Origin of the sequence: Candidatus Paracaedibacter acanthamoebae (assembly GCF_000742835.1) — a bacterium.
In the GTDB taxonomy this organism is placed as follows: Bacteria; Pseudomonadota; Alphaproteobacteria; order Paracaedibacterales; family Paracaedibacteraceae; genus Paracaedibacter; species Paracaedibacter acanthamoebae.
The window spans coordinates 1,142,065-1,157,611 of record NZ_CP008941.1; the positions used below are offsets into that span (position 1 = coordinate 1,142,065).

Sequence of the window (15,547 nt, forward strand, 5' to 3'; positions counted from 1 at the left end):
ACTCCTTTATAGATAAAGATAGCATGCATTATGTAAATTGCAAGTTTTTTCATTGAAAATTCATGCACATTCTTGATCAGAAGGGTTATTCAACCGTAAATCTGGCGTTGTTGCATAAATGTAGAGTAAGGAAAGAGCACTCCCTTTCCCCCAAAATTGTTACATTTTAGCAGATTTGGGCATACCAAGTTTGGTAAAAGTATTCAGGATGAAGCATCCAAGATGCAATTCAGCCTCTTGGTTATTCCATAATCTTGCATTAAGTTTACGGCCGATAATTTCTTTATAGCGATACATCGTATTTTCTACTTTAGCTCTTCGTCCGTATTTGTTTTTAGATTGCCAGGCGTATTTTCCTTTTTTATCAATGTAGTTAACCGTTTCTTGCCGCGGTGAGATTGCCTCATCAGCAGTTGATGGGGACCCACGAGCTGGAGGAATAATAGGCTTAATATTGGCTGATTCCAGCTGATCATAAGTCTCTTGACCATCATAACCTGAGTCAGCAATTAATTCGGTTACTTTTGTCGGATCAGCTTGTCGCAAATGATCTTGTAAGCAAGATCTATCATCTGCTAGATGATCGGTCATCATTCGGGAAACAATCAACCCCTCTTCATTAATACCAATGTAAAGCTTGCGCCAGAGTTTACGTTTATAGTGTTTCCCATGCTTCAGGGCTTTTGCATGAAATATTTCTTGAGTGAAAATTGCTAAAAATATTTGTCAAAAAGTTTAAATAAAGCTTAAATACCGCATAGCCAATAAGAATTCTGGGGGAGCAGTATGAGCATATTAGAACTTCTTGAAAGCATTCCTGACCCGCGCATGGAAGGAAAAGTTAAGCATAACCTGGGCTCTATCTTATTTGTTGGGTTATGCGGTGTTCTTTCTGGTTGCGAGAACTGGTCAGATATTGAGGATTACTGTGAAACGAAGTTTGAGTGGCTGTCTAGGTATGTTGATTTAACGAACGGTGTTCCATCTGAGTGGACATTTAGGCGAGTTTTTACGCTATTAGATCCGGCGCATATGGAACAAATATTAAGCGACCACGCAGCAAGCATTGTGAAGAGTCGCGACAACACAAGTGATCAAATTGCCTTAGATGGCAAAGCTCTCAGGAGAAGCAAACGGCTTGATTTAAAGTGTTTATACTCGATTACAGCATGGTGCCAGGAGAACAGTTTAGTGCTGGCTGAAACTCAGGTAGAGGGTAAATCCAATGAGATTGCAGCCATTCCGCTGCTTTTAGAAGTCCTTGATCTTAAAGGCAAAACCGTCACGATTGATGCTGCTGGTTGTCAAAAAAACATAGCCCGCCAAATTAAAGAGAAAAAGGGTGACTACGTCTTTGGTTTAAAAAAGAATCATCCAACCCTTTATGAAGCGGCAGGTGATCTGAAAGCACGAGAGGCAGAGCATGATAAAAACCGTCTTTATGACGCCTTTGATGATGGTCATGGCAGATCCGTCAGAAGGCGTTACTTCGGCTATGATGCACGCACCCTGCCAGCTATTCATGAGTGGCAAGGAGCTAAAAGCCTTATTGCCGTTGAGACAATTTCTTCAAAAAACCCTGACCCAGATAAACAGGTAACATCCTAATGGCGCTATTATCTTTCGAGCCATCCTTGGGATCATCCAAAACTTCCAGAGTATATCCGCCATCATTGGGGCATTGAAAACAAGCTTCATTGGGTTTTAGATGTTCAGTTGAGAGAAGATGATGATCAAAAGGCAGAACGTAAAAGCGCCCGTAGCTTTGCTCTTTTAAGGCGCATAGCTCTCAATATTGTTCGAACCCGCGATACGACTCCGAGAAGAAGCGTTAGACGCAAGCTCAAACGATCTGGATGGGACAACGACTACCTCAAAGGACTTTTGCTTAATTCCTAAAGAGTTATCTGTTATGAAGATGGGCTTAAATGCTAATCTCTAAGGATCATTATGCCTAATAATCCCGGTTTTTATTGTTTTTTAGCTCTGACTCAGGAAAATAAAACAGAAAAAGTAATCACGACAGGGGATTTTCAAGATATCTTGCTGCGCTTTTAGGAATATCCAAATTTCATGCAAAAGCCCTGGTATGATGGCTACTATGCTGTCAGGATTTTCTCAATTCGAGCGCGACCTTTTAAGCGAACGTGTAAAATCCGGCCTTGCTGCTGCTAGAGCACGAGGAAAAAAGCTTGGCCGCCAACCAGGACAAAGACCAAAATCAGACAGACTCACTCCCAAAGTGCTTGAAGCCTTAGAATCTGGGAAAAGCTATCGTTGGATCGCTCGAGACCTTGGCATCAGTAAAAATACTGTAGCTGACATCATCAAACGAAACAGGAATAATTCTTAGAGTGTCATTTCGCCCCTTCCAGGAATGCACCCCTAAAATTGTAAGACACTTTTCTAATCCAGGACGGTCTGTTTTTGCGCCCGATGCTTTATCGACAAAAATGAAGCCTTTTTGGCATCCTGCTTTTTTAAGAGCATCAAGTTGAAATGTTAAATCTTGTTTGTTTGTGCTAACGCGTGCATATATCCAAGGAGACATCCCATAGCCTTCCCTTTACCTTATTCTCATAAAGGGTCTGTTGCATCTAGAAACCGTAATCAAGGATAGATTAATTATAATAAAATCAATATACTAATCTTGGTACGCGAATTATATGTATATTTTAAGCTTTTAGAACCTATTGGCTTCCTTTATAAAAAATTATCTTTTTCTAAAAATAATACATAAAAAATATTTTTCAGGCCTTTAAGAAACAGTTCTTCGTTGGAAGCTTAATAAATTAAAGGAGATTTTCATGAAATCCATTCGCAGTGCTTCATTCCTTCTACTGATAAAACTTATTTCAGCGTTCGGGTTAAGCTTAGCCACTGCTCAGGATCAAAGACGGGAAGGTATCATCCAAGCTCAAAGACAAGAAATTGGTGCTTCTGTGTGTTTTGACACCTGGGGCATCACCGAACAAGAAATGGAAAAAACTTTTGCAACCAGTGAGAATCTTATTTGTTTAATGGAATTCGGAGGATACTTCAAAAGATTGAATGCTAATTGGAGCAAAGTTTTAGGGTGGGAAATTGAAGAGCTTTTACGCACCCCCTATTATGAATTTATTCACCCCGACGACCTACAAAAAACCTTAGAGTACGAGTCAAATTTTATTCCCTCAGGCTTTATCAACCGCTACCACTGTAAAGACGGTTCCTATCGTTGGTTAAGTTGGATTGGGTTATCAAATCTGGAAATAGCGGGTGGGCAGCCTTCTTTTGCGATAGTGATGGATGTCACTTTAGATGAGCTTTTAAAGCAGAAAAGTGTTCAACAAATTAGCCTTTTGAATGAGCATGTTAACTTTCAAACAAGCGTTATTAAAGCCATAACAGAGGTGCAAAGGCTGTATCTCGGCCAATTAGGTCAGTATGGGAATGAGCCGGACAAAGTAATTTCTTTCCAACACATCATTCAGCATTTTATTACATTGAGTCAAAGTGAGTTTGGCTTTATTGAGAGAATTGTTTCCAATAAGTCTAAACATGCCTCTACAAAAATATGGGAAATTGATCCTTTAGCGGACCCAAAAGCTCAGCAGTTATTTGAAAGGTGTAAAATTGAAGAAGAGGGGCTCCTTTACTTTAATAAGCTTGTCGAGCAAGTGGTTTCTCAAAATTCCCCTCTTATTATCAATAATATAGAAGATTATTTTAAAGAGACAGGCCCCTCAGAAAGCGCTTACAAATTTACGTCATTTTTTGGAATCCCCTTAACGTCACGCAATGAGATGGTGGGAATTCTGGCCTTAGCAAACCGGCCAACAGGGTACAATGAGCAGTTGCTTGAATGGTTTGAACCGCTCTTGTTGCTAACAAGCCGGATTGTTAACGAAGTTAATCTTATAAGCGCTTATAAGAAAATGAGGAAAGCTTCCTTGAGCCAAGAGAAAGCTGAAGCTAAGAATGAGGCTAAATCAGCTTTTCTCGCTCATATGTCTCATGAATTGAGAACACCACTAGGGGGGCTTATTGGCCTTTTAAGCCTTATTCCTGAAGAACAGCTCTCTTCCGAGAATTTAAGCTATCTACAAATGGCAAAAGAAACTGGAAATACTCTTCTCATTATTTTAAACGATATCCTTGACCTTTCAAAAATTGAGGAAGGTAAGCTTATCTTAGAGAAGATTGCCTTTAATCCTTTGCAGGTGGCTCAAGGTGTCGTTAAGCTTTTAGCTTTTTCTGCTAAGGATAAAGCCCTTAAGTTAAAGCTAAAGTGTGATTCTCTGGTGCCAGAAAGTGTTATAGGCGATCCTAAACGTCTTAGACAGATTTTAATGAATCTGGTCGGTAATGCCATTAAATTCACTGAAAAAGGAAATGTGAAAATTACCTTGGATGGTCACTATGGTCAAGATGGTTCTAAGTATATCCTTAACAGTACTGTTAAAGATACAGGAATTGGCATAAACCCTGATACCCTTTCCCGTCTTTTTCAGCCTTTCTCTCAAGCGGATGAGTCTATTGCCCGGCGTTATCAAGGGACTGGGTTGGGACTTTATATTACCAAAAGCTTTTGTGAGCTGATGGGTGGCAGTATTAAGGTTAAAAGTGAAGAAGGAAAGGGATCAAGTTTCTCTTTTGAAGCTGCCTTTGAGGTCCCTGAAGAAGATCGTTCCCTTGGCTCACCACCACCTTCTTCAGAAGCCCTTCTTAAGCTTCCCTCTCTTCATATCTTAGTGGCGGAAGATAATCGGACGAATCAAATTCTCCTGCGTGTCATGCTTGAGCGTAGTGGCTGCACCGTTACTATAGCTGTTAATGGACATGAAGCTCTTAAAGCTATTGAGCGAGAAAAATTCGATCTTATCCTGATGGATGGACAAATGCCAGAAATGGATGGATTGGAAGCCACTCGAAGAATACGAGAGCATTATAACCTCCGTGAGCTTCCCATTATTGGAGTAACGGCTCATGCCATGAAGACGGATAAAAAGAGATTCCTAGAGGTGGGCATGAACAGTTATCTAACGAAACCCATTAATAAAAAGGCTTTATACAAGAAAATTCTCAAGTGTTTGGAGGAAAAGTAACCAAAAGGCTTCCTTACTAATGATAAAAAGGCTTAAGGATTCAAAACTTCATGGTCTTCTTCTCTAAGGATACTGGATTTTAATGATGCCAAGTGATTCCTAAGTGTGATCCTGCCGGTTCTGATGGGATGGCCTGAGCAACTTTCAGATTATGAGAAAAGAATGGTAATCTGGAGATGTAAAAGGAATAAATAAAGATAAGGACCCCACCATGACAATAAAAACACTAGGGATTGATATAGCCAAGCGGGTATTTCAACTGCATGGCGTTGATAAAAGAGGCAAGACAGTGCTAAAGAAGCGTATTGGACGTGACCAATTGCTTAGCTTTATTGCCAATCTACCTCCATGCCTTATAGGAATGGAGTCTTGCAGTGGATCTAACTACTGGGCCCGCCAGTTTCAGCTTTACGGGCACGAAGTGAAACTGATGAGCCCACAATATGTAAAACCATATGTTAAAACGAATAAGAATGATGCGAATGATGCTGAAGCTATCTGTGAAGCAGTAGCACGGCCTAATATGAGATTTGTTTCAATTAAAACTATAGAACAGCAGGATATCCAATCGCTCCATCGGTACCGTCAAAGAGTGGTGCAGCAAAGGACGGCCCTTGTCAATCAGATTAGAGGACTGCTTAGTGAATATGGACTTGTGGCGCCTCAAGGTATTGGGTGTTTGAGGGAGAAATTACCTCAGTTTCTGGAAAATCAAAATAACTTGCTGACAAGTTTAGCTCTGGAGGTTTTTTGCCAGCTTCATCAAGATCTTTTGGAAATTGATAAAAAAGTTAAGCTTTTAGATAAGCGGATCGCCAAAATTTGTAGCGAGAATAAAGCATGCCAAAGGATTAAAAAAATTGAAGGGATTGGCCCTTTAACAGCAACAGCTCTGGTATCAGCAATTGGTGATATCTCTAACTTTAAGAATGGGCGTCACTTAGCCGCTTGGCTAGGATTGGTACCACGTCAGCATTCTAGCGGAAATAAAAAGGTGCTGCTCGGCATTAGCAAAAGAGGGGATCGGTATTTAAGGACGCTTCTTATTCACGGAGCACGCGCCTTTATTAGCTTTGCTAAAAGGCGTTCTAATTGGTTAGAGAAGCTGATTGAGCGTTGTGGTAAACAGAAAGCTTATGTAGCTCTAGCTAATAAGAATGCAAGAATTGTATGGTCTCTACTTGCCAAACAAACTGAGTACCACTCTATTCACTAGATATCCCATAAGTAAAATTATAAGGATGACCTACCACCGAGGTTTGCTAGAGTAAAATAAAAAGATGACAAAGTGAATTACCAGCTTCTTGAGATCCTGTTTTGCAACACGGTTTACAAAAACCATGGTTCCGATAAGGGCAAGAAGTGATCGGATATACCATCTGGGCTAGAAGGATAAACCTTCGTTAAAAGCCGAATATACGTCCGCACCTCAATGTTTTCTTTTAAAAAAACTCTTGCATTCTTGCTCAGGCCATATACGTTGCAAATTTGGAAATAAGGTGATTTAAGATTGCAATCCCTCAGGGACTGGACAGAATTTAGGCGTAAACGTTGAAAAGACGATTGAAAAAACGAACCTGATCTTGATAGCTTTTTGTCAAATAAATTGTTTGCTCTTTAAGCATCATGGCCATGGCTTCAATGCCTTTGAGCGTTCGGTTAGCCGTCTTAAATGATTGGAAGCCTAACATGGGCCGGGTACGGCGTTTGATGCGTCGATGGTCTTGTTCAAGGATGGTGTTGAGGTATTTAACTTGTCTATGCTTGACGCCTTCGTCCAGACACCCTTCTCTTTTTAATTCTTCGATAGCTGTGTGATAGGAAGAATGCTTATCTGTGGTAATAGAAGAAGGCATCTGTTTACACCGTTTCAGCATTTTCTTAAAGAATCGCTTAGCAGCGGCCAGGTCCCGAGTATGAGCTAGCATAAAATCAACAGTGCGCCCATATTTATCGACGGCTCGATAGAGATACTTCCATTGGCCTTTGACTTTAATGTAAGTTTCATCCACTCTTAAAGACCAAGCTGAAGGTCGAGCATACCAATGTATCCTTTTCTCAAATTCGGGAGCGTAATGCTGGATCCAGCGGTAAATGGTTGTATGGTCAACCTTTATTCCTCTTTCACTAACCATTTCTGCTAATTGGCGATAGCTGAGGGGATAACGTAAGTACCAGCGTAAGCATTGCAAGATAACTTCTGGAAGGAAATGTCGATATCTGAACTCTTTAGGTTTCATTGCAGTGACCATTTATTAGATAATTTACCCTTAACCTAACAACTTCTCAAGAATTTGCAACGGAACCACTCTTACCATTAATAATATTAATTCTTGATTGTACTCGACCTGGCACAGCCATAGGTAAACCAGGTGATCCATTCTGATTCAACCATTTCTCAGCAGATATCCGATTTACTGAGGAACGTCCATGGGATATAGCAATAAAAGATGCCTTGGAGGTTGTTGTTGCCAAATCCAACCCCTTGATCAGGCTCACTTTGGGTGCCTTACCTTTTGTCATTCCAATGACTGAAACCCCCATTAAAGCACCGCTGCCCATTGCGTCCGCTAAATAGCGGTTGCGGTTGCTTTCTAGCTCATCGCGACCAATGCTTTGAGCATAGTCCGCAACCTCACTCAATTTTGAGTGAGCATAGTGGCCTCCATAATCAAACAGCATATCTGACACAACGGCAGACGCATATCGGCTGTGGTGCATAAATCGGTAGGATAGAGTTTGTTTGGATATTGTGTTAAGGTCTATGCTTATTCTCCTAGGAGCCCCGCATGCCTTATAAGCTCAAAGACCCTGTTCGGCATAAGTTCACGAAGCAATCATATAACAAACGAGATTGGAAGGCTTATGAAGAAGGACTGAGGAACCGAGGTGACCTAACTATTTGGTTTTGTGGAGACGCTGTTGCAGCTTGGAATCATTGCGACAATGAGAAGAGAAAACGAGGAAGACAAAGGCAGTATTCGGATTTAGCCATTGAAACGTCTCATACCATTCGCCTTGTGTATAAACAGGCTTTGCGGCAAACAGAGGGGTTGATGCGTTCTATTGCCGAATTGATGAAACTGGATCTTGCCATCCCAGACCATACAACATTATCCAGGCGTTCCAGAAGGGTATTGCTTCGCAAGAAGTCATTGCCCAAAGGTTCTGTTGTTCTTATTGTTGACAGCACCGGGCTAAAGGTTGTTGGTGAAAAAGAATGGATGACTCACAAACATGGCACAAGACAACGAAGGGTATGGCGCAAGCTTCACCTTTGCATCAATGAACATGGTGATATTTTAAGCGCGACATTAACCAGCCATATAGAGAGCGATACAGGACAAGTTGGGAATCTTCTGGCGAACATTGAGGGTCCAGTCTGTGAGCTCCTCGGGGATGGGGGCTATGACAGCCCAGCTACTTATGAAGCTTTGGAGGCCCATGAAAAAAGATCCAACCAGAACAGGCCAATTAAAGCTCTTATTCCTCCCAACATAGGTTTTCAGGAAGCAAAGGAAACAGACTCAACCCAGCGCCTTGGCAATATTCACTTAATTGAAGATAAGGGCAAGCTATCGTGGCAAAATCAAATGGATTATGGCAGACGGGCCAGAGTCGAAAACACCATGCACCGATATAAATCAATTATAGGAAACAAACTCAGATCAAAAATATTGGAAAGTCAAAATACAGAAGTTCAAATTGCTGCGCAGATTTTAAATCGCATGGCGCACCTTGGGATGCCCAAAGCTCAAAAAGCTGCTTAGATTTTCCAAACATAGCCCCCCACTCCGTCTAAATTTTTATTTGTGCACCACAGCCGGTATATGACGGCAATATTCTTTTTAGGTTTGATAATTTTTATCTTGCAATACGGATCGTCCATATATACCACGCCGGTTATTAACTTTCGTAGTCTATTTGTGCTCGAACGTTTTTATTGCTATGAATAAAAGAAAAGTTCTTTACTCTTCTATTAAATAATCCGATAAGATCCAATTTATTATTTATTACTGTTATGCGGTCGCCTTCTCTCTTAGAAATATGAAATGTCTGGAAAAACAAATTTCCTATAAAATTAGAAAAGACTATCGTTTGGAAAGGAAGCCCAGATATAATATCTATATCATGCTGATTAATAGACTTTCCGTAACTCTCCCATTTTCTTCCTGGAAAACAAGCGTTTAAAAATACTTTTGTCGATAATTCATTAAACTGTTTACTTACACTTCTGACTAGAGCTAAATCTTTAACTTTCTCAGCATCTTTTTTCTTTATCGAGAAGGAATTCGTAGAAAGCGCAGGAGGATTTTCTAAAAGATTTAAGATGTGGATAATGATTTCATTAGGAATATCGAAGAATTCTAGCACAGGAGCAGGCGCTAAACTTTTTAAATATGTCTCCTTGCCTGCCACTGTAAAAAGAGCTGCCTGTCTCTTTTCTTGCATATTCGCAAAAATCTCCTTTGAAACATAACGGGGCTGAGCCTCAAGCAGCGTAATTATCGTATGATTAATATCATCCGAGCCTTGGAGTTCCTCTAGAAAGGTGTCAAAAAAAATACTAAATGCGACCTCTTTATTCTTGCAAACTTGACTATAAAAGTCTTCCTTTTCACGAGTTGTAATAGCACTATTTCTTTCTAACTTTAATTTAGAAAAACCATCATCTAATGTTGAACTTAGTGGTTGAGAGTGCCCTGATTCTACTGCTCTTTGCAACCATAATTTCCCATTTTCTTGCTCCTCCTTATCTAAGCTGTGATGGAGCCTTAGACCTAGGTGGTATTGGGCTTGAGGATCTCCTGTGTGAGCTGCTGTTACAAGGGCTTGCCAATAAGATTTTCGCGAGACACCTTTAAAATTTTGCAAATCAATGCCCTTCGATAAAATTCGGCTCACTATTGCATCATCTAAATTTTCCCATATAAGTTGAGGCGTACAGAGAGAAGGCTTTTCTATCCCTTCTCTATCAGTTAGTTCTGGTCCTTTTTCCATAGTGTAAGCGGAAAAAGCCTGAAGTACTGTAAACGAAAAGACTCTGGCAAAGGATAGTGCCCATTTGCGGGAAGTGGTGAAATTATATTTGCCCATAATTATCCTCCTTTTCTTGCTTTTAAGCGCCCTTAAAAGGGCTTGTCTGGTAGGTTTAAGCTAATCCTCAGATTCATTATATATCTAAATATATCTAACACGATTGTAAAGTAATAATATTTCACGCAGCGTGCGAGTTTTTGGGCACCGTCATCAACGATGAATTGCCTCTATCCATGTCTAATATCTACAAGTCTTATTGATCTAAGAAGTCAGCGTGAAAATTGGATCGGCGTGACCACGGTAGGCTTAAAAATTTATTCATACTTAAGGAGAAATTTGTTTCTTTCTTAAAATAATCTTATGGCTGACTTGGCTTGTATAAAAAGGTAGATAATTTTTAAAACAAAAAGTCCTATTTACCCACCTATCCTGTCTTACCCCCCTATAAATAAAAAGGCAACTTTCAACCCATTTATTTTTTGCAACACTGCCCTCAAAGATTAATCGTATGGATCTTCACACCAGGCCAGATTGCGTAAAGAAATCAAATCGTTACATACCTTCCATTATGATATAAATAATGATCCTGTATCTGAGTATGACTTCCATCAATAACCTCGCAATACGTTCTGTAATCGCAACCACTTGAACATTTATTCTCCCCCTTTTTGGGAAACCAGCTTGTTGGAATTGAACTTTTCAAATTAACATCGTCTGGATCCAAACTAACTAAAACATTTCCAAAATTTTTGTAGCTACGTTCCAAAAAACTAAGGGTCTTAAAATTGTGATAAGTAGAACGATCTAATATAGCAATTGATATCAAACTTTCTAGATTATTTTCTAAAATCATGTTAGATATATTCCTCATTATTTCCTTTTTACTTATAAGGTTTTGAATTGCATCATGGACAACATAGTCATTTGAGAACTCAAATATTCTATAATCACCATTTTCCAAAACAGCCCAGCTAGCTGGGTAACTTTCAAAATTACCTTTTGATAAAGAGTGCGGTCTTGTAACATAGGCTGCTTCCCCTGTAAGCGGAAATAATGTATGGAACACTTCTACCATACATTCTTTTTTAGAAACGTTATTATGTTTGTGCAACAACCGAAAACCTATAGGTAAATCATATTCAATGATAGTTGAAAAAGCCCTACCTAAAAACTCTTCAAAATGAGGGCTGCTTTTAACTTTTTCATAAGCTTTATCTGGACTATCTAGATTATTATAAAAATTTTCATCATATTGATAAAGAAAATCACCGATAAATTTAGATTCACTTGCCAAAGTTTTTTGATGTGTTTCTATACAGGTTTCATCTTGCATCCCCATTGATACATCGGAGAATAAAAGAAAACAAAAAAACGAGATCGAACGTGGAAAATTAAATTTTTTAAGATAATAATGAAATATACTCATAATTCAGAACTCCTAACTGGTTTTTCATAATATTTTTGCACTGGTACTTCAAGATACCTGAAATCCACATGGATTTGAAACCGGTAAAATATTAGGAGAGATAACGCTGCCTAACAACTAATTTTATATAAATTTCATGTATCTTAGTGGGATAGGGTTAACGCCGTCGCTTTAGGGAAAGACTTGAGTATATTGTTACCAATGGACTACCGCGACGGATCAAATAGCGAGTTAATCTGAAAAGTTGGTGATGAGAAGAAGTAAGAAATGGCGTATCATATGGGAGACTGCGTTGTTGCGTAAATATGGATAGAGGATAAATTTTCCCCCTTTCCCCCAAAACTGTTACATTTTAGCAGATTTGGGCATACCAAGGTTGGTAAAAGTATTCAGGATGAAGCATCCAAGATGCAATTCAGCATCTTGGTTATTCCATAATCTTGCATTAAGTTTACCGCCGATAATTTCTTTATAGCGATACATCGTATTTTCTACTTTAGCTCTTCGTCCGTATTTGTTTTTAGATTGCCAGGCGTATTTTCCTTTTTTATCAATGTAGTTAACCGTTTCTTGCCGCGGTGAGATTGCCTCATCAGCAGTTGATGGGGACCCACGAGCTGGAGGAATAATAGGCTTAATATTGGCTGATTCCAGCTGATCATAAGTCTCTTGACCATCATAACCTGAGTCAGCAATTAATTCGGTTACTTTTGTCGGATCAGCTTGTCGCAAATGATCTTGTAAGCAAGATCTATCATCTGCTAGATGATCGGTCATCATTCGGGAAACAATCAACCCCTCTTCATTAATACCAATGTGAAGCTTGCGCCAGAGTTTACGTTTATAGTGTTTCCCATGCTTAGACTCTAGCCATTCACTCTCTCCATAAACTTTGATGCCCGTGCTATCAATAACAAGATGACCTGGCTCATTCATTTTGTCTAATTGGCAAGTAAGAAGAGCAACGGTTCCGCGGCGAGATAACCTCGTATAATCAGGAACATCCAGATTAAGGCCCATCAATGCAAATAACGAGGTAACGAAGCCTTGAATTTGCCTTAGCTTTTGCTTAAGCATGGTTCTGAGAGCTAACATGATCGTAATAGCATAATCAGAATAATAATAGGGCCTGCCTTTTTGGGAAGAAGAGCTTTTACGAGCATACCATTTATCGCCAATATCTTGACAAATCCATAAAGTTAGAGACCCTCTGTTTTTTAAAGCTTGATTATAGTCTGGCCAATTTTTAACGCGATAGTCAGCTTTTCGTTGGCTGGGACAACCATGTTTGCGAAGACGTTCTTTATAAGGCATAGGGCATCCTTTTTTATTTTAAAAAAGATACTTCCATTTACCTTTTATTGACAACCTTTTCTATTTACGCAACAACGCCCTTCCTACCCTGTCTTGATCATATTTATGCCGACGGCGGCTATGAAGGAGAAGAATTTATTGGGAACATCAAGCAACAAACAGGCTGGACTTTAAAAATTGTTAAACGTACCAACAAACACGGCTTTAAACCATTAGCAAAACGCTGGATTGTTGAGAGAACTTTTGCATGGATCAATAAATATAGAAGACTAAGCAACGATTATGAGCTTCATGTTCAAACTTCCCAGGATCTTATTTATTTGGCTATGATTCGACTCATGCTTAGACGAATTTCCCTGATTTCATGACTTTTCACACACTCTCTTAGATTAAGACTATTTAGATTGCAACAGGACCGAAAATAATTGCTATATTTCTTCTTAATATCAATTCTAACTTATCAGATGACTTCTAAAGGTGATAACACCGCCCTAGATATAAGTTTTTTTTACAAAAAATTAATTTATTTCAGGAATTATTAAGTCATGCATTTCTAGTACCCTTAAAAATTACGAAGGATTAATATCAGTGACCTTACTATCAAAATTGTTATTAACTATTTTGGCATTCTTCTTATGCTTTATTTTTCCTTTAACATCTATGGAAGAAAGTAGCTCTTCTTCCTCTATAAATACTGAAAGCCAAAGAAGAATCGGAATAGAACTGGAAACATCAGCAATTAAGGGTGTCCCTCGAACAAATATGCCTAGTTTTACAATTAAAACATCAACTTCAATATGGAGTATAGAGCTAGATACGGGAGACTTTTCTAATGAAGAAATTGATCTCCATAATATGGAAATTAAAACTATTGGGGGATATAGTGAAGAAGTATTTTTGAGAATGGTGACTGTAATGGTAGAAATTATAAAATATTTTTATAAAATAGTACAGGAAAAAAACAATTTCTATACTTTAAATAGGGGTAGAGTAGATAAAATGCTCAAAGAGATAGGTTTAGATAATTTTAATATAACTACTATAGGGAATAAGAAAAATCGCTTTAAAATTTTAAGAAACATGGTTAGCAGCCATAAGATAGTAGAACCACAAATTAGCTACCAAGTATCGTTAAGTGAAGTTCCTCGCATTTTTAATAGGCTCGATAAATTAGGAGAGAAAAACGCAACTTTTTTTTGTAAATCACTTAAAGATAATTTTAAACCATACTTTAAAATGACAAATGAACAAATAAATGCATATGAAGCTCAAGAACTAGAAAAAAACCGACACCAACAAAATGAAAGACTAAGAGAGGAGCTAAATCAACAAACTAAATTAATAAGCAATAGGTTTAAGGTTCTACAAATTCATAATTTTTTTAATGATGTGATATATCTAAGAATAAAGGATGCCAGTCCTAACGTGAGGGGTTTTTCTTATTTATTTCTATATTATTGGGCTAGTATATTTAATAATAACAATGAATATGCTGCCTCTTTGGAGCCAGGACTTAAACCATATTTAACAGTATTATCCAGATTACCAATCTCTGATTTATATAAATACGTGTTGAATGAAAGTGAAAAAGAGGAGTTTAAAAGAATATTTGATAAAATAATTTCTAAAGTGGGAAAAGATTACAAGATCAGAAAATATATTTATTATGATGAGAGAGAAGGTCAGAACAAAATATCTACCTCTGAATACAATCTTGAGGAATGGTATCAATCTATCTTAAACGAATCCTCAGAACGCGATCTTTTGTCACCCCCTCCTCATATGTCGGAAAGTTATTCAATGGGCCTATACCGTTGGGAAGAAACAAAAAGTCCTGTACTTGAAGTAAGGGGCTATAGTACAATGAATATTGACATTAATAACCTTGAAGAATTTTTAAAAAAAGAAGCAAACTGGTTCTTTAATGATGAGGAAAATCAATCATGAAAAAATTTTTACCTATAACCCTATTCCTTTTAAATATAAAAATAGCTCTTTCTGGGGATGTATCTTATTCTGTCGACTATTTTGAGATTAATTCTAAGAGAGATTCTATAATTGGCAACCTATGGCATGGACATGAAATTCCGCAAGAGGACCTTAAGGATTTTTTTAAGTTAATTGAAAAAAATTTTAATCATAAAATTGAAAAAGACAACCATAAAAAAGATGAAATATTTAATAATGCTGTGTTTATCGATAAATGGAAAAGATCGATGATAGAATTCTTAAATTTTACTTACGCTACTGATAAAGAAATTAGCGACATTGAAAAATTTGCAGCTCAAGTTGATTTTCTAAAGAATAATTTTTCCGTTACCACAATAGGAAATGGTCTTAAAATTATCGCAGAAAAGTATTAGGCCGTTAAAATTACATTTAATTTTAAAGCTTGAAACTAGTATTTAGTGATTTAAACAGAGGGCAAAAGTGCTGTCACATTTATTAAAGCATGATTGATCAGGACGTAACGCTTCATTATTGCTCTTTCAACTTAACTTAAAATAATTAGAGTGTAGGCAGAGCTCTAGGGGTCTGTTGCATCTAAAAATTTAAAAAAATTAACTTACATATTCATCTGATTCTAGGTGCTATTTCTCCAATAAAAAGCTATTGAAAGCATTATTATTATAATATCTTCTTGAAATAAAATTACTTCTAGTTTCTAAACGTAATAGAC

At 38.0% G+C, this 15,547-nt stretch carries 12 protein-coding genes and 3 pseudogenes; 8 read left to right on the forward strand and 7 right to left on the reverse strand.

What is annotated here, in order from left to right; all coding sequences use genetic code 11:
- Positions 1 to 159 precede the first annotated feature (159 nt).
- A pseudogene (locus ID47_RS05115) lies at positions 160 to 675 on the reverse strand (transposase); the annotation flags it as partial.
- A 111-nt stretch (positions 676 to 786) separates the two neighbouring features.
- Here ID47_RS05115 and ID47_RS05120 point away from each other — a divergent pair.
- A pseudogene (locus ID47_RS05120) lies at positions 787 to 1,899 on the forward strand (ISAs1 family transposase).
- Between the two features lie 187 nt (positions 1,900 to 2,086).
- Positions 2,087 to 2,353, forward strand: a pseudogene (locus ID47_RS12350) (recombinase family protein); the annotation flags it as partial.
- On the opposite strand, the gene ID47_RS13880 reads toward ID47_RS12350, so the two are convergent.
- Positions 2,255 to 2,551: a recombinase family protein gene (locus ID47_RS13880; protein ID WP_038464594.1), complete on the reverse strand. Its 297-nt coding sequence runs from the start codon at positions 2,549 to 2,551 to the stop codon at positions 2,255 to 2,257. The pseudogene ID47_RS12350 and the gene ID47_RS13880 overlap by 99 nt on opposite strands.
- A gap of 256 nt (positions 2,552 to 2,807) precedes the next feature.
- Between ID47_RS13880 and ID47_RS11710 the strand changes: the two genes are divergently transcribed.
- Positions 2,808 to 5,087 (forward strand): response regulator, encoded by a 2,280-nt coding sequence (locus ID47_RS11710; protein WP_051908645.1) that lies wholly within the window; start codon positions 2,808 to 2,810, stop codon positions 5,085 to 5,087.
- 211 nt (positions 5,088 to 5,298) lie between these two features.
- A complete protein-coding gene (locus ID47_RS05135; protein ID WP_038462882.1) occupies positions 5,299 to 6,303 on the forward strand; it encodes an IS110 family RNA-guided transposase in 1,005 nt (334 codons plus the stop codon).
- A gap of 322 nt (positions 6,304 to 6,625) precedes the next feature.
- On the opposite strand, the gene ID47_RS05140 is transcribed toward ID47_RS05135, so the two are convergent.
- A complete protein-coding gene (locus ID47_RS05140; RefSeq protein ID WP_038464595.1) occupies positions 6,626 to 7,339 on the reverse strand; it encodes an IS6 family transposase in 714 nt (237 codons plus the stop codon).
- A gap of 34 nt (positions 7,340 to 7,373) precedes the next feature.
- On the reverse strand, positions 7,374 to 7,808 hold the full coding sequence (locus tag ID47_RS05145; protein WP_038464597.1) for a hypothetical protein: 435 nt from the start codon (positions 7,806 to 7,808) through the stop codon (positions 7,374 to 7,376).
- A 68-nt stretch (positions 7,809 to 7,876) separates the two neighbouring features.
- Here ID47_RS05145 and ID47_RS05150 point away from each other — a divergent pair, with 68 nt between their 5' ends.
- Complete coding sequence (locus ID47_RS05150; protein WP_038464599.1) at positions 7,877 to 8,857, forward strand: IS5 family transposase; 981 nt, start codon at positions 7,877 to 7,879, stop codon at positions 8,855 to 8,857.
- A gap of 136 nt (positions 8,858 to 8,993) precedes the next feature.
- Here the strand turns inward: ID47_RS05150 and ID47_RS05155 are convergent, their stop codons facing one another.
- From ID47_RS05155 to ID47_RS05165, 3 genes are all read right to left on the reverse strand, one after another.
- Complete coding sequence (locus ID47_RS05155) at positions 8,994 to 10,184, reverse strand: hypothetical protein (RefSeq protein ID WP_038464601.1); 1,191 nt, start codon at positions 10,182 to 10,184, stop codon at positions 8,994 to 8,996.
- A 487-nt stretch (positions 10,185 to 10,671) separates the two neighbouring features.
- A complete protein-coding gene (locus ID47_RS05160; RefSeq protein ID WP_038464604.1) occupies positions 10,672 to 11,553 on the reverse strand; it encodes a hypothetical protein in 882 nt (293 codons plus the stop codon).
- Between the two features lie 345 nt (positions 11,554 to 11,898).
- The gene (locus ID47_RS05165; RefSeq protein WP_051908649.1) at positions 11,899 to 12,867 is read right to left on the reverse strand and encodes an IS5 family transposase; all 969 of its coding nucleotides are present in this window, start codon (positions 12,865 to 12,867) and stop codon (positions 11,899 to 11,901) included.
- Positions 12,868 to 12,914: 47 nt separating this feature from the next.
- Here ID47_RS05165 and ID47_RS05170 point away from each other — a divergent pair, with 47 nt between their 5' ends.
- From ID47_RS05170 to ID47_RS05180, 3 genes are all read left to right on the forward strand, one after another.
- Positions 12,915 to 13,235 carry an IS5/IS1182 family transposase gene (locus ID47_RS05170; RefSeq protein WP_051908650.1) on the forward strand — a complete coding sequence of 107 codons (321 nt, stop codon included), beginning with the start codon at positions 12,915 to 12,917 and terminating at the stop codon, positions 13,233 to 13,235.
- A 220-nt stretch (positions 13,236 to 13,455) separates the two neighbouring features.
- Positions 13,456 to 14,814 carry a hypothetical protein gene (locus ID47_RS05175; RefSeq protein WP_038464606.1) on the forward strand — a complete coding sequence of 453 codons (1,359 nt, stop codon included), beginning with the start codon at positions 13,456 to 13,458 and terminating at the stop codon, positions 14,812 to 14,814.
- Positions 14,811 to 15,230, forward strand: coding sequence for a hypothetical protein (locus ID47_RS05180; RefSeq protein ID WP_038464608.1), 420 nt, complete (start codon positions 14,811 to 14,813; stop codon positions 15,228 to 15,230). The genes ID47_RS05175 and ID47_RS05180 overlap by 4 nt, the downstream gene beginning before the upstream one ends.
- The last annotated feature ends 317 nt before the right edge of the window (positions 15,231 to 15,547 follow it).